Source organism: Hallella seregens ATCC 51272, assembly GCF_000518545.1.
Lineage (GTDB): Bacteria > Bacteroidota > Bacteroidia > Bacteroidales > Bacteroidaceae > Prevotella > Prevotella seregens.
In genome coordinates, this window is the sequence record NZ_JADU01000011.1 from 80,182 (window position 1) to 104,356 (window position 24,175).

The 24,175-nt window shown below is 54.7% G+C and carries 13 protein-coding genes; 11 read left to right on the forward strand and 2 right to left on the reverse strand.

Translation table 11 applies throughout. The features are described from left to right. The first annotated feature begins 46 nt into the window (after positions 1 to 46). From L888_RS0105150 to L888_RS0105160, 3 genes are all read left to right on the forward strand, one after another. On the forward strand, positions 47 to 1,231 hold the full coding sequence (locus L888_RS0105150; RefSeq protein ID WP_245594827.1) for an acyltransferase family protein: 1,185 nt from the start codon (positions 47 to 49) through the stop codon (positions 1,229 to 1,231). A gap of 403 nt (positions 1,232 to 1,634) precedes the next feature. Next, on the forward strand, positions 1,635 to 3,326 hold the full coding sequence (locus L888_RS0105155; protein ID WP_027952106.1) for a putative transporter: 1,692 nt from the start codon (positions 1,635 to 1,637) through the stop codon (positions 3,324 to 3,326). Continuing rightward, the gene (locus L888_RS0105160) at positions 3,326 to 4,726 is read left to right on the forward strand and encodes a threonine/serine exporter family protein (protein WP_005846253.1); all 1,401 of its coding nucleotides are present in this window, start codon (positions 3,326 to 3,328) and stop codon (positions 4,724 to 4,726) included. Before L888_RS0105155 ends, L888_RS0105160 begins: the two co-directional genes overlap by 1 nt. A 103-nt stretch (positions 4,727 to 4,829) precedes the next feature. On the opposite strand, the gene L888_RS0105165 is transcribed toward L888_RS0105160, so the two are convergent. Then, positions 4,830 to 8,264, reverse strand: coding sequence for a two-component regulator propeller domain-containing protein (locus tag L888_RS0105165; RefSeq protein ID WP_027952107.1), 3,435 nt, complete (start codon positions 8,262 to 8,264; stop codon positions 4,830 to 4,832). 235 nt (positions 8,265 to 8,499) lie between these two features. On the opposite strand from L888_RS0105165, the gene L888_RS0105170 reads away from it, so the two are divergent. The 8 genes from L888_RS0105170 to L888_RS0105205 all read left to right on the forward strand — a co-directional run bounded on the left by L888_RS0105170 (position 8,500) and on the right by L888_RS0105205 (position 23,667). Beyond that, positions 8,500 to 11,595, forward strand: a complete 3,096-nt coding sequence (locus L888_RS0105170; protein WP_027952108.1) for a SusC/RagA family TonB-linked outer membrane protein — start codon at positions 8,500 to 8,502, stop codon at positions 11,593 to 11,595. Between the two features lie 34 nt (positions 11,596 to 11,629). Continuing rightward, a complete protein-coding gene (locus tag L888_RS0105175; RefSeq protein ID WP_027952109.1) occupies positions 11,630 to 13,237 on the forward strand; it encodes a RagB/SusD family nutrient uptake outer membrane protein in 1,608 nt (535 codons plus the stop codon). Between the two features lie 74 nt (positions 13,238 to 13,311). Beyond that, entirely contained in the window at positions 13,312 to 16,398 is a 3,087-nt protein-coding gene (locus L888_RS0105180) for a glycosyl hydrolase 53 family protein (RefSeq protein WP_044248699.1), read from the forward strand. Positions 16,399 to 16,514: 116 nt separating this feature from the next. Next, positions 16,515 to 17,144, forward strand: coding sequence for a porin family protein (locus L888_RS0105185; RefSeq protein ID WP_027952111.1), 630 nt, complete (start codon positions 16,515 to 16,517; stop codon positions 17,142 to 17,144). Positions 17,145 to 17,500: 356 nt separating this feature from the next. Beyond that, positions 17,501 to 17,905, forward strand: coding sequence for a heavy-metal-associated domain-containing protein (locus L888_RS0105190; RefSeq protein WP_005846239.1), 405 nt, complete (start codon positions 17,501 to 17,503; stop codon positions 17,903 to 17,905). 24 nt (positions 17,906 to 17,929) lie between these two features. Beyond that, positions 17,930 to 19,207, forward strand: coding sequence for a DUF4876 domain-containing protein (locus L888_RS0105195; protein ID WP_005846237.1), 1,278 nt, complete (start codon positions 17,930 to 17,932; stop codon positions 19,205 to 19,207). Positions 19,208 to 19,228: 21 nt separating this feature from the next. Further along, on the forward strand, positions 19,229 to 22,003 hold the full coding sequence (locus tag L888_RS0105200) for a TonB-dependent receptor (protein WP_027952112.1): 2,775 nt from the start codon (positions 19,229 to 19,231) through the stop codon (positions 22,001 to 22,003). Next, a complete protein-coding gene (locus tag L888_RS0105205) occupies positions 22,000 to 23,667 on the forward strand; it encodes a DUF6850 family outer membrane beta-barrel protein (RefSeq protein WP_027952113.1) in 1,668 nt (555 codons plus the stop codon). The genes L888_RS0105200 and L888_RS0105205 overlap by 4 nt, the downstream gene beginning before the upstream one ends. A 120-nt stretch (positions 23,668 to 23,787) precedes the next feature. Here the strand turns inward: L888_RS0105205 and L888_RS0105210 are convergent, their stop codons facing one another. Further along, on the reverse strand, positions 23,788 to 24,138 hold the full coding sequence (locus L888_RS0105210) for a hypothetical protein (RefSeq protein ID WP_005846230.1): 351 nt from the start codon (positions 24,136 to 24,138) through the stop codon (positions 23,788 to 23,790). Positions 24,139 to 24,175 lie beyond the last annotated feature (37 nt).

Genomic DNA, 24,175 nt, shown 5'->3' on the forward strand with positions numbered 1-24,175 from the left:
TGTCTAAAACCACATGTTGTTATGTCCAAAACCACCACACAACCCCATGTCCAACCCAACCATAACCCGTATGTCCTCCCAGCGTCTCATCAGTCTTGACGTGCTTCGTGGGCTCACCGTGATGCTCATGATTTTTGTCAACAACGGGGCGGGCGAGCAGATTTTCGCCCAGCTCCAGCACTCCCGATGGAACGGAATGACCCTCTGCGACCTGGTCTTCCCTTTCTTTCTCTTCATCATGGGCGTGTCCACCTACCTCAGTCTGCGGAAAACGCAGTTCGTCTGGTCAGCCCGTCTGGGCCGCAAGATAGCGCGCCGCACGCTGCTGCTCTTCGTCATCGGCCTGGCCATCAACTGGTTCGACATGGCTTGCAGCGGTCGTCCGTTCGACCTGTCGCACCTGCGCATCATGGGCGTGATGCAGCGCATAGCCCTCTGCTACGGAGCCACGGCCCTGATCGCCGTAGGCTGCCAGCGGTGGCTGCATGGCTTTCGGGCCATGCCCGCCATCATCGCCGCACTGCTGGCCGCCTACGGCGCCTTGCTGCTCATGGGCCAAGGCTATGCTTACGATGCCGCCATCAACCTGCTGTCGCGTGTGGACCAGGCGGTGCTGGGCCATGCCCATCTCTACCACAAGTCGCCCGTGGACCCCGAAGGGCTGGTCTCTACCCTCGCTGCCGTGGCCCACACCCTCGCGGGTTTCTACGTGGCCCACTGGGCCCTGGGCCCCGGGCGCGACGGCGCGGGCCCTGCCGCCCGGCGGTCGATGATGCGCTTCGCGGCGGCCGGAACTGTGCTTGCAGTGGTCGGTCTGGCCCTCTCCCCCCTGCTGCCGCTCAACAAGCGCGTGTGGAGCCCCTCATACGTCTGCCTCAGCTGCGGCCTCGCCGCCCTGCTGCAGGCCCTGCTCATCCTGCTCGTCGACCTGTGGCGTCGGCCCGCACCCCACACCGCGGCCACACCCACGGGCACCCTCCGGCCCCGGCAGGGCACCGCGGTGAGCCTTACTCTCATCTTCGGCACCAACCCGTTGTTCCTCTATGTGGCCAGCGAGGCCATCGCCATTGTCCTGGGAGCCACAGGCATCAAGGCCGCCGCATACGACGGCATTCACGCCATCGTGGCCAATGGCTACTGGGCCAGCGCGGCCTACGCCGCCCTTTTCGTGGCGGTGCACACCCTGATGGGGTACCCTCTCTGGCGGCGGCACATCTACATCAAGCTGTAGCCCGGCAGCCATGGCCCCGCCACGGCCGTGCGAAAAGGCCGCAAACGCGACGCGACGACACCGTAAAGGCCCTGCGATTACGCCGTAACCACGTTGCGATGACGGCGCAATCGCAAGGCGATGATGCCGCCATGGCCGTGCCGCCACCATGAAACCGTACATCCCCCGTACCTCCGCCGTGCAAAGGCAAACGTGCGGGGGACTGTCCGTCATGTCCGGATGGCCATGCCGGCGGGTGATGGCGGCGCGTGGTGCAGAGCGTGGCCGGATTTTGTGTGTACCTGCACAAAAAGTCGGCCGCAGGGGGCGGAATGTGTGTTAATCTTTGTACCTTTGCACGACAAAACGTAACGGCAGCACCCGCGCACATACACATCACACATCATATATTGCACAACGCATCATGGAATTATTGAGAAATCTCTTCGAAGGCTTCCCCGAATACTGGGGAGGCGGCGTGTCTCATTCCCTCTTAATCCTGTCGCTGGTCATCTCCCTCGGGCTGATTCTGGGCAAGCTCAAGGTGAGGAACGTGTCGCTGGGGCTCACCTGGGTCCTGATTATCGGCATCGTATTCGGCTATTTCAACATGAACCTCGACCCCAACCTGCTTCACTTCCTGCGTGAGTTCGGGCTGGTGCTCTTTGTTTACTCCATTGGTTTGCAGGTGGGCCCGAGCTTTTTCTCCTCGTTCAAGAAAGGCGGACTGTCGCTCAACATGCTTGTTGTGACGACCATTGCGGTGGGACTGGCGCTCACCGTGGGCCTCCACTTTGCCACGGGAACGCCCATCACGGCCCTGGCCGGCATCTTCTCGGGAGCCGTCACCAATACGCCCGGACTGGGTGCAGCCCAGCAAGCCTACTTCGGACTGCGGGGCGTCGAGGCCCCCGACATCGCCATGGGTTACGCCTTGGCCTATCCGATGGGCGTCATCGGCGTGATTCTCTCGTTCATCCTGCTGCGCTACATCCTGCGCATACGCCCCACCGAGGAGGAGCAAGCGGCCGAACGGGGGCTGGGCCATCTGGAGCAGCTCACCGTTAGACAGTTCACGCTCGAAATCACTAACCAGCGCATCGACGGCGCCACCGTGAAACACGTGCGCGAGCTGGTGAAGCGCCGCTTCGTCATTTCGCGCATCGTGCCCCACGACGACACGGAGCACAACGCTGTGGTAAACGGTCACACCGAGCTGCATCTGCACGACCGCGTGCTCATTATAGCCGCTCCGAAAGACGTGGATGCCATTACGGCCCTGGTGGGCATGCCGGTAGAATTGGACTGGAGCCCCTACGAACAGGAGCTGTTGTCGCGCCGGGTGCTCCTGACGCGCCCCGAGCTGAACGGCAAAACACTGGAACAACTCAACGCGAACGGCAACTTCGGCGTCACCGTGACGCGTGTGAACCGGTCGGGTGTGGACCTCGTGGCCTACCCCCACCTGCGTTTGCAGCTGGGCGACAAGCTCACCGTGGTGGGCACGGAACTGGGCATCGGCCACGTGAGCAAGATGCTGGGCAACTCGCTCAAGCGGCTCAACTATCCCAATCTCATCCCCATCTTCCTGGGCATTGCCCTGGGCTGCGTCGTGGCCAACCTGCCACTCATCATCCCCGGCATACCCCAACCCGTCAAGCTGGGCCTGGCCGGCGGCCCGTTTATCGTGGCCATCCTCGTGGGTTATTTCGGTCCACGCTACCATCTGGTGACCTACAACACCATCAGTGCCAACATGATGATGCGCGAAATGGGCATCGCCATCTTCCTGGCGTGCGTGGGACTCGGGGCCGGCCCCGACTTCTTCAGCACGCTGACCGGCGGCGAAGGCCTGGCCTGGATAGGCTACGGACTGCTGCTCACCGTGGTGCCCATCCTGCTGGGCGGGCTCATAGGCCGCTACGGTTTGCACCTGAACTACTACACGTTGATGGGTGTACTGGCCGGCGGCAACACCAATCCGCCCGCCCTCGCCTACTCCAACATGCTGACGACGAGCGACACGCCGGCCGTGGGTTACGCCACGGTGTACCCGTTTGCAATGTTCCTTCGCATCATCACGATACAGATATTAATCCTCCTCTTTTTTGCATAATGGAATCAGAGAACCATCACAACGAACATCTGCTGCGGCACAAGCTCGACCTTCTGGTGCGCACCGGCTGCCTCCTCATGCAGAGCAATGCAGACTGTCCGCGCATCATGCGCAACATGGAACGCTGCGAAGCCTATCTGGGACTGCCCGAAGAGAACGTGCACATCTATCTGAACTTCGACATGATTATGGTGAACCTGAGCGACAAGAACCACTCGTTCTCCAAGTATCAACGCTGCGCGAAGCACAACATAGAGTACACGGTCATCTCCAAAGTAAGCAAAATGCTCTGGACGGCCATCCGCGAAGACTGGTCGCTCGACCGTTACGAGAAAGAGTTGGAGGCCTTGAAGCACGTGAAGAAGAACTATTCGCCCTGGCTCACAGCCTTGGCCGTGGGTCTGGCCTGCGGCGGATTTTGCATCCAGTTCGGCGGCGACTGGACGGCTTTCTTCTATTCCGCCATCGCCGCCATGCTGGGCTTCCGCCTGAAAGGCTGGCTGGGCAAGATGGGTTGGAACGTGTATGTGAACATCGGCGTGTGCGCATTCGTGTCCACTCTCGTGGCCTGGCTGCTGGCTTGGCTCTCTCTGCGGCCGGAGATTGCGGCCGCCGCGCCCGGGTTCCTACTGTCGTCCACGCCGTGGCATCCGCTGATGGCCTGCACGCTCTACATCGTGCCGGGCGTGCCGCTCATCAATTTCGTGAGCGATATGCTGAGCGATTACGTGCGCGTGGGCATCACACGGGCCGTCATTACCCTGATGATGGTGCTGGCCATGTCGTTTGGCATCGCTTTCGCCATCGAGGTGTGCGGCATCGACAACTTCGTGAAAGACCTGAGCATGACGCCTCATCACGACTACCTGACGTTTGCCGCGGCGGCCGCAATTTCGGCTATGGGCTTCGCCACCATCTACAACACGCCTCCCCGCATACTACCCGTGCTGGCCGTGACAGGCATCATCGCCGTGTGCACGCGCAACTTCGTGAACCTCGGTCCCAGCAACGGCAACATCGGTTTAGACATGGGACTCATCGTGGGATCGTTCTGCGGCTCGGCCTTGGTGAGCCTCATCGCCACGCGGTCGGCCCATTGGCACCACATCCCTCACCAGGTCATCGCCATCCCAAGTGTCATTCCTATGATTCCCGGTGTGCTGATGTACCGGTCGCTTTTTGCCTTCATCGACATGTCGGGTGTGGTTGGCGAGCTCACGGTGGCCTTTAACCACGCCATCCATGCCAGCCTCGTCATCCTGTTTATTGCTGCAGGTGTGGCCATCCCCAACATCTTTGTGCGCCGCCTCATCCAGCCCAAGCGCAAGCAAAAGCTCCTGAAGCTCATCAAGGAGCGGCGCGTGAAGCACGGCGAGATGGTGGACCTGTCGAAACTGTAAACAGGCCTTTCGGCAAAATTTTATGGGTAAAGGGGGCCTGTCAAAACCCTATACCCGCGACTTACAAGTAGGGACACACTCTGGGTGTGTCCCTACACTTTGTTCAATGCTTGTTCGTTTTGCCTTCAAGGGGTTCATGGCGACTGCGTCTGCAAAACTTAGTCGGCGTGGTTCCATAGGACTTTTGGAAACACTTTGAGAAGTAACTCGAATTGGTGAAACCGACCATATACATCACTTCGGAAACGGAAAACCTGCCCTCCTTGAGGAGCAGGGCTGCCCGGTTCATGCGGATGTTGCGAATGTATTCCACGGGCGACTGGCCCGTGTGGAGTTTCACCTTGCGGTAGAGCAGTTTATTGCCTATGCCAAGTTCGTATTGCAGCATGGACACATTGAAGTCGAAGTCCATGATATGATTCTCGATGGTGGCCGTAATGTCGTTCATGAGTCGATTGTCCACCTCGTTTTTGGCCGTGGTCTTCTCCGTAACGTCTGCCGACATGGCTGTGCTCGTGATGGCTTGACGAGTGTCACCATTCGGAATGGAGAGGCAGAAGTCGATTCCGCCCTCGTTGTTGCAGCGGGTATAGAGCTCGCCTTGCATGGCTTGTACGTATTCGCGTGCAAGATAGAGTTCGGTGTTGCTCTCGTTTTTGCCGGCAGAATCATGATTGGCCGGATAGCGCTCGAAGATGTGCTGTACATCGTTTTCGGTGAACTTGGGCCGGTCTGTAGTGAGGATGATGAGCAGCCGATCCTCTTTTAAGGCAAGTGTCATGACGACATGGCCGTTGCTGATGGTGTTGTTGACGACAAAACGCAGCAGAATGTACATGATAGCGTCGAAACGTACAATGCCTATGTTTTTGTGCAGATGCCGTTCGGGTGCCTCAAACTGCAACTCTATGTTGCGCCGTGCAGCCTGTTGCTGCATGTTGCGAACCATTTGCTGACAGAAGGTGTTGAGGTCAATGTCGTGGACGACAAGGTCGTTTGGCTGCGTCTTCTCGTGATTGTTCAGGTCGAAAGCATGGCGTATGAGCGTGTTCATCTGGGTGGCGGCCTGCTGGATGACGCCCAGTCGGCGAATGGTTTCGTCTGTGTGCGTATGCTCAAGAAGCTGCCCAACACCAATGAAAGCATTGGCTATAGGCGTCTTCATTTCCCGTGAGAGCTGATGGAAGAAACGGTTGCGGGCCTCTTGCTGTTCGAGGATGGACTGTCGTTCCTGCTGTTCTCTGGTCAGGTTCCGGCGCACGCGGATATAGCGTTGGAAGCCTAAGACAAGGGCCAATGTGAAGACAAGATAGAGCAACTTGGCCCACCACGCCAGATACCATGGCGGAAGAATGCAGATGGGCAGACGGTAGGCTGTGGCCAGTGGATGGCCCAATCCATCGATAGCAGCTATCTCCAGTTCATAGCTGCCATGGGGAAGCCCGGCAAAATTGAGTTCCAACGAACGGGGATCGAGCTGATACCATGTATCGCTGCTGCCCTTGAGGCGATAAGCGTAGAGCAATCCTACCTGATTCTTATAAGGTATATCGGTGAAGTTGAGGGTGAGATTGTTCTCGGAACTCTTCAGTTGCAGTTTGTCTATAAAGCGCGCATCGTAGTGATAATCGGAGAAATTGGTATTGTTGACCTTGATATTCGTGAGCAATAATCGGGGATGAGCGTTGAGTTGTGACACTATTTGGGGACTGAAAGTGACCATCTCGTCGGTGCCTCCCACATAGAACTCATGGCGTAGCGGGGAATAACAGCTGGCCGACACCCCGATGTCGGGCAGTCGGAAGATGTTGACATGCCCGTTGTCATCAATGACACGGCAGTTGAAGCGGCTGAAAGCCCAGATGCGACCGTCGGCTTCTTGCATGCTGACAATGTTCTTATAGAAACCAGAACCCGAGAAATCGTAGGTCACCGGTGCTTTATCGGGGGCATCGTAGCATTTGATTCCACCATCGTAGGCCATCCAGACGCGATGCCGGCGGTCTTCGAGAATACAGTTTGCGTAGTTGTCTGTAACATGGGTAACGCGGTGTCTGGCAGGATCGATGATGTCGATACCACCGTTCGACACTGTCCAGACGGTGCCCGAATGGGTGGGAAGGAGCTTTTGTACATGAAAGCCCGAAAGGCCATGGGGGCCATCGGTATAGTGTTCGTCTGCGACGCATTCGCCATTGGAGGCGAGGAGCTTCTGCTTGCTCACGACGAAGATGCCGCCATCGTAGGCTGCCACCCACAGCCGCTGCCGTGAATCGAGGAAAATATCGTATGCCCAACGTGCACTATGCCGCTTGTTCTTGTTGTAAATAACGAAATTACGCATCTGGTCTTTGGCATGACGATAGAGGTTGATACCGCCATCGGTGGCCACCCAAATGTCTCCTTGTGGATCCTCATACACTTTGCGTATGCGGTTATGGGAGAGCGGATGCGTCGTGTTACCCTGTCTGAACCACGCCTTTTGGGCAGTTCCCCTGCCCGTGGAATAGCGGATGAGACCGTTGGTACCCCCGGCCCAGAGGGTGCCCCGGCGGTCAATGTAGAGCTCGTGCAGGTAGTTGCCCTCGTTGGAACGCATCATTTCGTCGATGCGATAGCGTTTGAATTGCCGTGCAGCGTGCATGAGCGACAGGCCGGCCTCGTTGCCTAACCACAGGTTCTGCTGTTTGTCGATGAACACTCTCCAGATAATATTGTTGCCCAGAGAGAGTGGATTGCCGGAGTCGTGCACAAAATGGCTCAATTTGCTTCCCTCCTTGACATAAAGTCCATTGTCGGTACCTATGACAAGACGGCCCCGTCGGTCTTTCGCCATCGACTTGATGCTGTTTCCCTTGAGCCGGGAGAAGGTTTCAAAACGGTTGGAAGCAATGTCGAGACTAAGCAGATTGCCTTCGGTACCAATCCAATAACGTGTCCCTTGGTCGTGAGCCAATGAGTTTACGAACACGTGGATGGGATATGTGGTGTAGTTATTGCCCCGCACCATGTGTAGTCCAGAGAACGAGCCTGCCAGTATTCCTTTAGGCGTGAGTTGCAGAGAATAGACGGTTTTTAACGTCGGACAAAGCTGTTGCACGGAGTGATTATCCAGATTATAGGTGAAAAGTCCCTCCATACAGCCAAGGAAGAGCGTGCGTCCACTGGTCACAATGGTGCGTATATCCTTATTTTGAGAAGACTCCGGCTGTGAGAGCGAACCGTGGAGACGGTCGTAGATAAAGAGTCCTTGGTCGCTACCTAAATAAATATAGCCGTCATGGGCAGCAATGCAGTAGGTGTTGAAGTTGGTTCCCGACCTATTGGTGAGACGATGGAAGATGCAATTATACCCATCATAACTGTAGAGCCCATGGCCGGCACCCACCCAAATAATGCCGTCACGGTCTTGCACGATGTTCATCACGCAATTGTTTTCGCCTACAATGATGTTTTGATAGCCCGTTGCAAACTGGGCAGAAAGGTTTGCAGACATGCCTATTGCCAGTAGGAACAGCAGATTTCTCAGATATTTCATCGTGTGGGATTGTTGCGTAGCAAAGATACTAAAAATACGGAAAAGACATAAATTAGACGGTAGAAATATCTCGCGTTGTCTGTTTTATGTTGCAAAAAACCGACGAAATGTCTATTATGTGTTGTTCAATGTCCAAAAACTTATATCGATTTATGCCCTATTTTACATAATTTTGCAACCGGAAGCAAACCTAATTTTATCGTAAACCAACATTAATACCTAACAAATTAAACGTATGAAACATTACTTTGCTTTATTGTGCATGCTGGGACTGCCAATGAGTGCGATGGCACAGCAGCAAGAAGTAACGGGTACAGTCCTCGACGCCAATCGTCAACCGCTGATTGGCGTGACCGTAAAGGTGCCCGGAACTCCAAGAGCTACAGTAACCGACATGGATGGAAACTACAGCATTTCCGTGAACAGAGGTGAAAAACTTGAGTTCACATATATAGGATTTAAGCCTCTTACGGCAACAGTCAATAAGGGCCGTATTGACGTAAACATGATGGAAGACGCCAATCTGCTCGACGAAGTCATCGCAACAGGTTACGGTTCGGTAAGCCGCAAGAACCTCACCACGTCCATTGCCAAGGTGGATGCCGACAAAGTGGTAAAGACCGGAACAACCAACATGAGCCAGATGCTGATGGGGCGTGCGGCCGGATTGCAGGCGACCATGGCCAGTGCACAGCCTGGTGGCGGCGTGAACATGACCATTCGCGGGGGCGGCCAGCCTCTTTACGTAGTCGACGGAGTGGTGATGCCGACCGGTTCGCTTGAAGGCGGCTCCGGCGGTTCCACCACCGTTATGCCGTCGAGCGTGAACCGTTCGGGGCTGGCAGGCTTGAATCCGGACGATATAGAGAGCATAGAAGTGCTGAAAGATGCCTCGGCTTCTATCTATGGAATCAACGCGGCCAACGGCGTGGTGCTCATTACAACCAAGAGCGGAAAGCAGGGCAAGATGCGTGTGAGCTACGACGGGGAGGTGTCGCTCGTCTCAAATTACAGATACATCAGTTCGCTCAATGCCCGGGAATACATGAGCTATGCCAACCTGTTCAAGAAAGAACAGTACCTGTTTAATAACCAAATGGCCCCTTATGGCCCCAATGCCTACGACGGAGGCAACTCCGACGTGTTCACAGCAGAGCAGATTGCAAGCGCGCAAACCACAGACTGGAAGAGCCAAGTGCTGCGCAACGGCAGCATCTCGAGTCACAATGTAACCATTCAGGGAGGTGCCGAAAGACTTCAATACTATGTGTCGGGCAACTACTATCGCCAGGTTGGTACTGTTCAGAACAACGCTTACGAGCGATTTATCTTTCGTTCCAATGTAGCTGCGCAGGTGTTCGACTGGATGAAGATCACGGCCAATGTCAACTATAACCGCAACAACAACAATAACGGTACTGTAGGCGGCACGTCAAACGGGCGCGGTTCTCAGGCTTCGGGTGCCCTGAGTGCAGCCCTCATCTATCCGTCGAACCTGCCGATCTACAACGAAGATGGCAGTTATACCACCTTTATGAGCGTGCCCAACCCGGTGGGAATGCTGGACATGACCGACAGATCGAACACTGACGGCTTCAATGCAAACTTTACTTTCGACTTCACCATCGTTCCACAGATGCTGAAAGCCAAGCTGCTCTATGGTTATAATAAGGAGAATGCAGAGCGCAACGTGTACATACCCTCAACCGTTTACTTCGACCAGATGTTCCGTTCAAGGGGCAGCATGCAGAGCGACAAGCGCGACAACACCACCATGGAAGCAACCATCAGCTTCGACCACAACTTCTTCGGCGATGCCCTGACCTTTAATGCTGTGCTGGGCATGGGCCGCTACCTGAACCACTCCCACGGCATGGGCATCTCGTACAAGGACATCAACGACGCCTTAGGCAACGACAACATCGCTGCGGCCACGGGCGACAAGACCATCGGCTCGTATCGCACAAGCGACGAGAAGCGTTCACAGTTTGCGCGCGCCAGCTTCGACCTGCTCGACCGCTACGTGCTCGCGGCAACACTGCGCCGTGACGGTACGGACAAGTTCTTCAAAGGCAAGAAATATGCTTGGTTCCCATCCGTATCGGCAGCATGGAAGATATTCAATGAAAACTTCATGAAAGACGTGAAATGGGTGAACATGCTGAAGCTGCGGGCTTCATACGGTGTGACCGGCAACGACTATTTGAGGGCCTCGCTCTATGGCGCATACAGTGCATTCGGCAATCATGTGATGTTCGATAACAACACAACCGACCACGTGCCCTACTATCTCGCGAGCAATGACTACCCGGATGTGACCTGGGAGAAGACCGTAATGAAGAACGTCGGACTGGATTTTTCGATCCTCAGAGACCGCGTGAGCGGCAGCTTCGACTACTTCGTGAACGACATTACCAACATGCTGGGTTATGCCAATACCGAAGGTCTGTCCATGTTCAGCACCCATCCCGTCAATGGCGGACACATTCGGCGCTATGGTTGGGACGCTACTGTCAACACCAAGAACATCGTCACTCCGAACTTCAAGTGGGAATCCATGCTGACGCTTTCGCACTACAATTCAATCTGGAAAGAGCGCATGCCGCAGTATGACTATCTGGAGTATCAGCAACGAAAGGACGAACCCGTGAATGCACTCTACTTTTACCGCACCGCGGGCATCGTGAACAGCGACAAGAGCAACATGCCCGCATACCAGCCGACCCTGTATCAGCATCCCGGTTGCCCCATCATCAAGGACCTCGACGGCGACAACGAGATTACGGTCAAGGACGTAGACATGGTGAATGTGGTTCCAGCACTCTACTGGGGCTTCGGCAACACCTTTACTTACAAGGACTGGGACTTGAACATCTTTGTGTATTCGCAGCTTGGACTGAAGAAATACAACTACTCATACGACTGGAGCGACGTGCGCAAACTGGCCAACCAGACCTCCAACCAGAGCACGATCGTGGCTGATGTCTACAACTCGCAGACCAATCCCAACGGCACATTGCCAGGCATTGCCTACCGACTTGCCAGTGCCGCATTGCCGGGCGGGGCGGGCACAGACGTTTATTACCAGGACGCGGGCTTCCTGCGCGTTCGCAACATCACGCTGGGTTACACCTTCTCCAGCACCAACCTCGGCTCGCTGAAAAAGCATATCGGCAGCATTCGCATCTATGCAGACGCACAGAATCCATTCACTTTCACCGATTACAAGAACTTCGACCCCGAGGTAACGACCGGCGGAAGCTACAAGGGCGGCAAGGCCGAGTATCCCATGATACGCACTTTCTCCATGGGAGTAAAGGTTCAATTCTAAAACAACTACGACACATTATTAATATAGCACGACAATGAAAAAGAACATATTGTACATGGCTTTGGCCATGGGACTCGCCGGCACAGGCCTGACCGGTTGCGAAAACAATTTCGACGCAAAGATATTCGGCACGCTGTCCACGACCAATTTCCCGGCTTCGGCGGCCGATTACGAGAGCTACCTGATGGATTGCTACGTGCCTTTCTCCGTGAACTGGGGCTACAACTTCTCTTCATGGCAACACAATTTCTACGTAGCTGAAGGCGGACTTTACCGCATGCTCGACACGACAAGCGACGAAAGCAGCGCCTGGAACATCAGTTCGTTGGGTGGCAGCTGGCAAAAGATGTCGGCCGGGCAGTTCGACGACTTGAAACTTGTGGGCCGCGGTTCGGGCGGCGACCCCAGCCACTACGAGAAAGTGCGCGACATCACCCGGATGACCAAGATTATAGGCGCCATCGAGAATGCCGACGAGAAAGTGCTTCCGGCTGCGACAAAGGAGGAATACCTGGGCGAGGCCCGGCTTTGCCGGGGGCTGATGATGTACTATCTGCTGCACTTCTACGGCCCTGTGCCGGTCATCGTGAATCCGAAAGACGTGGGCAGCAAGGAGGCGGAAGCCAACTTGGTTCGCCCGTCACTCGACCAAATGACCCGGTATATCACCGACGACCTGGAGTATGCCGCCCTGCACGTCAATGAAACCCAGAAAGAAAAGGGACGCTACAATGCCGACTACGCCCGCTTCTGCCTGATGCGCCATTACCTGAACGAGGGCTACCACGTGCAAGGCTACTACCAGAAGGCTTGCGATCTGTTCGGCCAGTTCCATGGCAGCTACAGCTTGTTTGCCGATTATGCCGGCCAGTTCAGGATTGCAAACAAGTTCAACAGTGAAGTAATCATGTCGTGCAGCTGCAGCAACAACGCCACAGGGTCGGGCACTCAGGGCAACTTTAATCCCACGAGCTGGTATGCAGTGCCCGGCGACGCAACGAAATATGACGACAAGGGCAACCCCACCCCGTTCGTGAATCAAGGCGGAGGCTGGGGGCAGTGCTTCAACATCTCGAAATACTTCTACGACACCTTCGAGCCGGGCGACAAGCGCGCGGAGACCATCCTGACCCGTTATTACAGCAAGAACAACCATTGGGTGACGGCCGACCATCTGGGCGACCTCTGGGATGGATTCATCGTTAACAAGTATCCCATCGAGACGTCGACGGCCTTCCAAGGCACTGACTATCCGTTGGCACGCTGGGCAGACGTGCTGTTGCTCTATGCCGAGGCAGACGCAAGGGCCCACAATGCCGTTTCGCAAAAGGCTGTAGACTGCGTGAACCAGGTGCGCCATCGCGCAGGGCTGGCCGACCTCGACGCCGGCAAGACCGCCACGGTGGCGGCTTTTCTCGATGCACTCTGCACGGAGCGCGGGCACGAACTCTTCTATGAAGGCTGCCGCAAAATCGACTTGATTCGCTTCAACCAGTACTACACACGCATGAAAGCCAGCGGACGAACACCGTCGAGCGAGTATTTCCCCATACCCGACTTTGCCGTCAATCAGGCCAAGGACGGAGGAAAAGAGCTCACGCAGTACTTCACCCGCGACAATTACGACGGCCCCAAAAGATAACGAACATTGCAACAGCCGGCATTGGGGGCTCAACAACTTATTTGCTATCTTTGCAAAAACCAAAAACTGTATTTATGAAGAAAGCTATCTTTGCACTTTTTCTCATGGCATTGTCCCTGCCTGCATGGGGACAACAGAGGCAAACATTCTGGCTGGGCGCAGACATCAGCGGGACCACCCAACTGGAACACGCCGGAGTGGCGTTGCGAAATGCCCGTGGACGCGTCGCGAATAACGTCTGTTTGCAACGGCTTTACGGCGTGAACGCAGCGCGTTTACGGGTTTGGGTAAACCCCAAAAACGGTTGGTGCGGCAAGGACGACGTGCTCCAGATGGCGCAGCGTGCCCAAGCCCACGGCATGGCCGTCATGCTCGACTTCCATTATTCTGACTCCTGGGCGGACCCCGGACACCAGGACATTCCGGCGGCGTGGCAGAAAATGAGCTATGGCCAGATGCGCAAGGCGCTGGCCCGCCACACTGCCGATGTGCTGCAGGCCCTGAAAAGCCACGGCATCGAGGTGAAATGGGTGCAGGTGGGAAACGAGACAACCCACGGTTTTCTCTGGCCCATGGGCAGGGCCGAGGAGAATATGAAGCAGTATGCCGGCCTCACCCAGGCAGGATATGACGCCGTGAAGTCGGTCTATCCAGAGGCAGCGTGCATCGTTCATCTTGACGGAGGCTGCGACCAGGAGCGTTACGACCGCATTTTCGACGGGCTCAGGCAGTATGGCGCCAAGTGGGACATGATTGGGCTCAGTGTCTATCCTTATTGGGACCAGGAAGCCAAACTTACCTCTTCAGACGAGGAAACGCTGCAAAAGGCTGTGGCCAACATCAATCATCTCTACGCCAAGTATGGCTCGGAGTCGATGATTGTCGAGACGGGTTACGATGCCGACCGACCCGTGCAGGGACGCGAGTTCATGAAACGGCTCATCGATGCAGCTGCCCATCAGACGGACGGGCACTGCCATGGGGTGTTCTACTGGGCTCCCGAACTCGAAGGCCAGTACAAACTGGGGGCATTCCGCAATCATCGTCCCACGGTCATCATGGATGCTTTCAGGGAGGCGGCAACCATGGTGAATGCCCGGCCAGCAGTGACGTGGGACGGCCTGAGCCTCATGATAGACGGCAAGCGCGTGGCGCCCGTGATGGGCGAAATTCACTACAGCCGCATTCCCGCCGAGGAATGGGCCCGCGAGGTGCACAAAATGAAGCTTGGCGGAATCACGATGATAGCCTGCTACGTGTTCTGGAACCATATAGAAGAGGTGGAAGGACAATACGATTGGAGCGGCCGGCGCAGTCTGCGCGACTTCCTCGAGGTGTGCCAGCTGGAGGGCTTGCCCGTGATTCTGCGGCTGGGGCCGTTCTGCCATGGCGAGGTGCGCCATGGCGGCATTCCCGACTGGGCGTTGAAGCGTGGGGTGAAAATGCGCTCGGAGAATCCGGAGTTTCTCGAAATGGCCAGAAACCTCTATCGCCAAATCTTCACGCAGGTGCAGGGATTGCAGTGGAAAGACGGCGGGCCGGTCGTTGCGGCACAGTTTGACAACGAGTTCGGCGGGCATGCTTCCTATCTGCTTTCGCTGAAGAAGATTGCGAAAGAGGTAGGTTTCGACCTCCCGTTCTATACGCGCACGGGCTGGCCCAAATTGGCCGACAAGATGCCCTACGGCGAGATGATTCCGCTCTTTGGCGATTATGCCGACGGTTTCTGGGACCGTTCTGTCAAGGAGACCGCCGGAAATTACTGGCAGGCATTCCATTTTCAGCCCAGCCGGGCCAACGAAAACATCGGTTCCGAGCAGATAGACTACGGCAGACAAGGTGCAGAAAGGGAGAATGCCGACCTGCAATACCCTTATTTCACCTGTGAATTGGGCGGCGGAATGATGACGAGCTTCCACCGCAGGGTATATCTCTATCCTGCCGATGCCTATTCCATGGCAATGGTAAAGCTCGGATCGGGAAGCAATCTGTTGGGTTATTACATGTATCACGGCGGCACGAACCCCGACGGCAAACTCACGACACTCAATGAAATGCAGCGCACCATGGCCACCAACTATAACGATCTGCCGGTGAAAACCTATGATTTTCAGGCTCCCCTGGGCGAGTTCGGGCAGGTGAACCCCCACTTTTTCACGTTGCGCAAGCTGCATGTGTTCATGCGCGACTTCGGCGAACTCCTGGCCCCGATGGCGGCCGCGTTCCCTGAAGATGCGGTGTTCCGAAAGGGCGACGACTCGAAACTGCGCTGGAACTACCGCCATGACGGCGACAAGGCCTTCGTATTTGTGAACAATTATGAGCGGCTGCAGGGGCTCTCGGCCAAGCAAGGCGTGCAGTTCACGGTTTGCGGCGTGACCTTTCCACAGCGCCCAATGGTGGTGCCCGCAGGTGGAGTGGCTGCCTTTCCCGTGAACCTTCGGCTTGGAGACGTCCGTTTGAAGTATGCAACAGCCCAGCTCCTGGCCCGGCGTGAGAGGGCAAATGGGCGCGTGGCTTATTATTTCTTCCAGCCTGAGGGCTTTGCAACGGAGTTCATGGTGGACGGCAAACTGCTGGGCAACGTCCGTCCTCAAGGCACCAAGAAAGCCATATACAAGCGGGGGAACACCGATTTCTATCTGCTTGCAGCGGCAGAAGCGGAAAGTTTCGACCTCGACCTGGACTATCTGAAGCTGCATTCGCCCGCGGCACAGTCCGTGCTCGATGAGCATGCAAGGACTGTCTTGCCGCAGAGCCCCGGCGTGACGGTGGCCGTGACCAAGGTTCGCGAGGCCAGGCCTGAACGCTCCATCACGGTCGGAGCGGCCGGTGTCGCTGAAGAACCGACGGATGAAGACTTTGAGCACGCTGCGGTTTATCTGCTGGATCTCTCCCGGATAGGCGATTGGCACAGCGGCCTGAAAGTGCTCGACATTGAATATCAGGGAGACGTGGCCCGGTTGTACTGTGATGGAAAACTCCTCGACGACAACTTCTACAATGGCCGCCACTTTCAGTTTGGGCTCTGGCGCGTGCCGGAAAACTGCAGGCAACTGGAACTCCGCATACTTCCATTGCAGAAAGACATGGAGGTGTATTTCCCCCAAGAAGCCAAGCGCGAATTGGGCGAGAAAGTGATTTCGGTGACCGTGAAATAGGAATTCGCGCCATCCTGCCCCCCTCCCCTTTCACAAATAAAAAGTTGAAGAAAACAGACTGTATATAAAAAATTCAGTATCTTTGCGGAGTAAAACCTTATAAAACCCAACCAAAGATGAAAAAGAAACTATTGATTGCAATGCTTTTTGCCGGAATGACTTGCCTCTCAGCCTCGGCACAAGTGAAGTTTGGCGTGAAAGGAGGTCTGAATCTGACCGGCCTCCATTACACTTTCGACGACTATGACGATATGAAAAATCAAGCGGGATTCTTCATCGGCCCGACGGTCAGGGTGGGTTTGCCGCTGGGATTTGCCGTCGATGGCTCCGTGCTCTACGATCAGCGGAGCACGAAGATTACCCCGAACGTTGTGGGCGGCAAGATTTATTCCACAACCATCAAGCTGCAACAAGTAGTGGTTCCCGTCAACTTGCGCTATGGCAGGTCACTGGGCCATGCAGTGGAAGCATTTGTCTTTGTCGGTCCGCAGGTTGGCTTCAACGTCGGTGACAAAACCATCGGGACTTGCTATGGCGACTGGGATTTCAAGAAAGCGACCGTCAGTGTCAACATGGGCGTGGGCGTGACGCTACTCAAGCATTGCCAAGTGTCGGCCAACTACAATCTTGCCTGCAGCAAATCGGCCAATATCAACATCAACAGGAATCTGGGTGGTACGTGGGAAAAGACTGTAGGCAACGGCAAATTGAGTGCATGGCAAATCAGCGTGGGCTATTATTTTTAACTGAACGTAGCGTCGTTCTCCTCCCCCGCAAAAGTCCAATACAAAACGGGAAGTGAACATTGCAGGTCTGCAAAAGCCTCAAGCAAACGGAAAATGAGCTTTGCAGACCTGCAAAAGTCTCAAGCAAATGGAAAGTGAATTTCGCAGACCTGCGAACTGTTGTACGGCTTTCCCTTTTTGAAACGGCACATGGCCAACGTGTCATGATGCCCACGTGATGATTGTTGTTGGATCATAAAAAAGCATTATACGTCACCACCATTGGAGAGAAAAAACCTAATTTTTAGGTATTGTGTATTCCAAAGGATGGGCGTAACTTTGCACCGCAACTAACAACCCAACAACATAATAATAAAATGAGAAAGATTGTAATGATGATGCTTGTCACCATGTTCGCCATGAACGTGCTGGCAGAAAACGTGAAATTTAAGGTAAGCAACATGCACTGTCAGAACTGTGCAAACCGAGTAGAGAAAGCCCTGAAAGCCAACAAGGCCGTCAGCGAGGTGAAAGTCAATCTCGAGTGCAAGGCTGTCAGCGTAAGCTATGATGCGGCAAAGACCAACGTGGAGGCACTGCAAAAAGCACTGACCGATGCCAAGTTTGAAGCTAAAGTCGCCACGTCATGTGACAAAAAGGAAGGTTGCAAGCACGAAGGCAAGGGCGGTGAACATAAATGCAGCAAGAAAGAGAAGCAGCAGAAAGCCGGCGAGCACAAGTGTGGAGCCGGAGGTTGCGGACACGACAAGGAATCCAAGTAAACTCTAATTATAATTTAATACCGTATGATGCGATTAGTAAAATTTGCATTGGCAGTGCTCATCTGCCCAATGCTGCTCGCCTCTTGCTCTGAAGACGAGGCTGAGAAGAAGATTGATGTGACGTTCAACGCCATTCCCAAGGTTGCAGGAGCACTGGATGTAGCGACTTTGGCAGGCACGCCCGTCAAGTTCACCGAGGTGCGCAGCCAGAACACAAGCCAGTTCCCGCTTGATGCCAACGGAAAGGCGGTTGCCTCTCTGCCGATGGGTGTCTATAACATCGCCATAGAGAAAGACGTCACCAACGCCCAGGGCGAACATGTGGTGATCTCGCTGCGTATGGAGAATGTCAATGTAAACACTTCTGGACAGGCAATCGACGGCTATGTGAACTCGCTGCCGGCCAGTGCACTTGGCAAGGACTTCATCTTCAGCGAGGTGTTCTTCAACGGCGAGACCAACTCGGGCCGCATGATGCACCCCGACCAGTACATCGTGCTGTTCAACCCGACGGAGAACGTGCTTTATGCCGACGGCGTGAGCATTGGCGTGACCATGCACATCTCCTGGCAGAACAAGCAGCTGTGGTACGACAAATATTATCCCAACCAGGTGCCCATCGGCGGATTCATCACCGTCCCGGGCAGTGGCAAGGATCATCCCGTGCAGCCCGGCGAGAAGCTGGTAATTGCTTTCACCGCCATCAACCATTCTGAAGTGGTGAAAGGCGAGATTGCCTACGACCATGCCGTAGACTTGAGCGGCGCCGACTTCGAGTTGTACGAAGGTCCCGATTCCAAGGACGTGGACAATCCCAATGTTCCCAATGTGCTCCTCACGGAGAATGGCGACTCCTATGGATTCTTCCTCCATCCCCGCGGCTACGTGTCGCCGGTGATGTTCCGTCTGGAAAATGGCTTGCAGTCTACCATCGACGCTTTCGTCAAGAGCCATACCACGTTGTCGAAGACTCATGTCAAGGCAACCGAGACCACTCCGGAGGGCGACATCGACATTCATATCCTCGCCATAGAGACGGAGAAAATCATCGATGGCATTCAGACCAGCGACGTACCGCAGGACGTAAAGACCCGCGTGGTACCGGAGATTGTGGATCGCGGCAAGTTCCTCGTCAACGGATGTCACCGTCAGGAGCTCTGCATCCGCAAAGAAATCAAAGTGGGTGACAAGATTTTCTACAAGGACACCAACAACAGCGATGAGGACATGCAGAACGTGAACGAGCGAAAGGCTGCCGGACTCACCCAAAACGCATTCCCCATTGGCTGGAGAAAGAAGTAAGCCGGCAGTGGGAAACAGCAAATGAACACTTTGAAAAAGAAAATTCTCCTTTTGACGCTTTCCCTGCTATGCATGGTGACCGCTGCCATGGGGCAGACCTGTACGGTAAAGGGAAAGGTCATAACCGACCACGATGGCGAGGCTGCAAGCTTCGCCATCGTCAGTATCCAGAACCAGGAGCTTCGCACCCGATCTGACGTCAACGGATACTTTGAACTCCGTAACGTCCCGGTGGGCAAGCATGTCGTCGAGGTGGAGTGCCTAGGCTATGCCAAGTTGAAGCGCCAGTTCACAGCCACAAAGGATGTCAGTCTGTCGCTCCAACTGCAAAGCAGCAGTTTCATCCTGCCGGAGTTTGAAGTGATGGCAAGGAAAAGCCGCAAGGGAAAGGTTGTTGTCGACGAGGCCGCTCTGGAGTATATCCAGCCCACCTCGCTGGCCGACGTGCTGCTGCTGTTGCCCGGCAGCGTGTATAAAGAAAACAACCTGACACAATTCTCACAGATCAGCAGCCGCCAAGTGGGCTCCGATGCCAACACCTCGCTGGGAGTGGGAATCGTCACCGATGGTGCCCCGGTCACAAACGACGGCATCCGTTCCCAGCTGGTGGGCGTCACCGAGGGCAGTGGCAGCTACGACCGTGAGGTGCGCAGCCGCACGGGCATCAACCAAGGGGCCGACATGCGAATGATTTCCACCGACCACATCCAGAGCGTAGAGTTCACGCGCGGCATCTCGTCTTCCCGCTACGGCAACCTTTCAAGTGGTATGATAAGCATCTCGTCGAAGCACGGCGTAACCCCACTGCGCGTCCGCTTGAAGACCGACCTGAAGAACAAACTCTTCTATACAGGGAAAGGCTGGCGGCTTGGAGAAAAAGCCGGTACGCTCCACGCAGGCATCGACTACCTGCGCTCCATCGATGACATCCGCGAGGAAATGGACAAGTTCTCGCGACTGACGGGACAGCTTTACTATAATAATAAGGTAAGACTCGGCAACTACAGTCTCGACCTCGACGGGCGGCTGAGCCAGACCGTTACCGCCAGCAAGATGAAAAAAGACGAGCTGACCTATGAGTATGACGAGTCCTACAAGGCCGACTACAGCCGCACGGCCCTGATGATGAAAGGAATGCTCACACTCGGCAAGGCGTGGCTGAACCAACTGGAACTGGTCATGTCTGCCGACTATACCCGCGACAAAATAAGCCGCCACCGCATGGTCATATCGGGTTCAGGCCCGCTGAACACGCCGCTGGCATACGAGGAGGGTGAGCACGAAGGTATTTACCTGCCACGCAAATACTACAGCGACTTCTATATCGACAACCAGCCTGTAAACATCTATGCCCAGCTAAATGCCGTATCACGCATTCAGCTGCTGAAGAATACGATGCTCAATCTGCAATACGGGGCAGAATATACCAACGTGAAAAACCACGGAGCGGGTGCCGTCATCAAAGACGAGACACGTCCGCCGTTCCCCTACGACAACTCGTATATGCGCCCGAGACCAAACTGGGCAGTGCCTGCCTTGGGAAATGGAGCGGCTTATGCCCAGGCCGACTTTATTTACGATGACAATAATAAAAATATCCTGCAACTCTCCATCGGAGGCCGCGCTTCCATGCTGATGAACCTGCCCCACGATTACTATCTGCATGGCTATGTGTTGACAGACCCGCGCCTGAATCTCTCGTACACCATAGGCAAAACGTTTAAGAACACCTTCCGCATAGGCTATGGCGAGGAAAGCAAGACGCCTACGCTTGACTATCTCTATCCCGAGAAGCTCTACAAGGACTTCTACATGCTCAACGCCTATACCGTCGATCCCCAATACCGCCACCTCATCACATACACCAATGTCTACGACGTGGCCAATCGCGACCTGCGTGTCAACAAGAATCGAAAGATGGAGGCCGGATGGGACATAGATTATCATGGCTTCAGCCTCTCGCTGACGGCTTTCTACGAAAAGTCGGACGCGGGCTTTGAGTACTTCACAGAGTACCACCCGCTGACCTACGACCTCTACACCACATTGAAGCCCGGCGTGAGCATCGAGGGGCGCATCCCCCAGAAAAGCGATTATATACAAGAACAGTACAGCATTTTCACCACGTCGCAACAGGTCAGGAACTCCAGCAAGGTCATCAAACGGGGAATAGAATACCGCCTGATACTGCCGAAGATCAAGCCGCTGCTCACGACAATAGAGATTAACGGCGCTTACTATCAGACCGACTACGCCTCGTCGCTGCCGCTCTACTATTACCCTGCCGTGAAGATTGGCGGCAAGGAATATCCTTACGTCTGCATCTACGACAACGGCGCCAAGAACCAGTACCACCGTCTGAACTCCAACATCTGGCTCAACACGCATATTCCGAAGTTCAAGCTGTTTCTGACGAATTTCTTCCAAGTCGTGTGGCTCAACACCTCGCAGTATAAGGATAACCACGACTACATTCCCACGGAATACATCGACATGCAGGGAAACCGGCTGCCGGTAGACGAATCGGTCCGGGCGCGCATCGCTGCCGACGACGGAACGTTCCGCTATTTCCGACGCACAATCCTGCCCGTGAAATATGCCCGTAACGAAAAGCCCATATCCCTTCTCTGGAATATCAAGGCTACCAAAGAGTTCAACAAAGGCACCAAGTTGTCGTTCTTCGTCAACGGTCTGCTCGATGTCAGCCCCAAGTATCTCTCGGGCAGCAAGATTACCCAGCGCGAGTGGCACGACCCTTATTTCGGGCTCGAACTATACTTTAATTTCAATTTATGATACGCAACATACGAATATACCTCCTCGCCTCTGTCTTGCTTGTCGGCCATCAACTTTATTCCCAAAGACTGCCCGACCGGGTGAACTACAGTCTGTCACCATCCGAAGACCGCTGGCTGTCCACCCATTCCGACTTCACGCTGACCGCTGCCAAGACAATCTACGCAAATCCGGCTTTCACGCAATGGCACAAACAGAGTGACACCACTTTGTTCCGGCGCTCGGCCATTGTTTACACAGGATTGGCAGGTGCCGACACCAAGGGCGACTTCATTCCTTACGAGGGCAACGGCAGCACAGACTACCGCGTAGGAGCCTACGGCGAATACACCTTACCCCGAAGCGGAACCCTGTCGGGCCGCATCCAATACGCCCAAGGCAAGCATCGCAACATCGGCTGGAGCGCCATGCGGCTGCCAGAACTCTATTTCCCATATATATCTACCGATTCCTGCGGCGGAGACTTTAAGTTTGACACTTACTTTGCAGAAGGCAACTACGCATTCACGCTCGGCAAATGGACTTTAGGCGCAAAAGCCTCCTTTTACGGTGAGCAGGCTTATCGGCTGACCGATCCGCGCGCCTTGAACAACACCACATGGCTGCGCTTCAACGCCGGCGTGGCACGACAAATTGGGCGCAATCTGTTGTTGTTCGATGCCGGATATGGCCGCAACAAGCAGCACATGCAACTGCGCTACTGGCGTCCGGGACAGCAGGACCGTTTCTTCGTCTGCTACGGTTTCGGGCTTTACGACACCCGCCAGAGTGGAGTATCTTTCGGAAAATCACGCATGTACTACATCGACGAGCTGAACACGCGGGTGCAATACCTCTCATCCCAGGCCCACCCCCTCCGCGTGCATGCCGCGCTGGGCTATTCCTTCGACCACATGAAGACGGAAGAGAGCGACATCTACAACCTCTACGAGTCGCGTAGCCACCAGCTCTCGCCACTCATCCGTCTGATATTTGACCATCAAAACGACTGGCAATTTGAACTGGCCGCCGCGGGCGACATCACGATGCGCAAAGGCTATGAGAACATCATTGAGGAATATCTGATTGACAAGGAAAACAACATTTATGATTTCCGCACCATCGATACCCGCCAAAACTACGTCCGCAACACCAGCCGGCTTTCTTCCGCACTGAAAGCGTCCAGACGGATGGGCCGTGTTGAACTTAGCCTACAGGGAGGTGCAGCAACCGAAAGTTATGTGGAGAAATACAAGGCCGACAACCACCATATCCGCGTTTGCACCCTGACACCCCATGTCAAGCTGGGCATCGACTGGCAGGGAACCAAGGACGACATCGCCCTGAGCATGCTGTATGCCCGCCAACACGTAGCCGACAATGACTACAACGTGTCTTTTCAGAACCAACAGATTGCCCATCTTGACTTTCAGCATGCCTTTGCCCCCTATGCTTTCCGCTGTGCCGAACTCGACAAGGTGACGGCAAGCGTCACTTGGCAGCACCGGATGAAAAAGATGGACGTTGGTCTGAATGCCAAGCTCTATTTGGCCAATGGCAGACGGAAAGACGATGTGTCCTACAGCGAAGCCATCGGTTTTCCCTCTACGGCTCCGATGATTCGCGCAACGCCTGACAAGCATCAGGAACATTGGGCATCCCTAACGGCATTCGTTTCTTTTTGATTGTCTCCAGGTTTCTTGCTGTTTAGCCCGGCATCCATGGAAAATTCTTTCCTCTACCATTTATGAGTCAATCACAGTTGTTATAAAAACATACACATGCTTAAAAAACTCATACAGAGTCTATTTATTCCGAGAATCATTCTCGAAAGTTATCATCGGACAGGAATAAAGAGCCAACGAACCTTTGATGCCATAATTGCTGCGTGGCGTGCAAAGCTCCAAGAAATCCTGTTTTACGTAGATACACATTGCATCCAAATCGACAGAACACTGCGTATTCTCCATCAATTGCTGAAGCCCGATAATCACCATCTCGCCCGCTTTCAATGAGAACATATGATTATTGTCGATGCGGTCGAGCGTTTGCAGATTCATGCTTTCAACCTCCCTTATTTCCTTTTTAGCCGGTGTACAGGCACTTGCGCCCAGCGCACCCAGCAGAATCAATGCAAGCGATAAAATCTTTTTCATACGGCTTCGTCTTTTGTTTGTCCATGCAAAGATACGG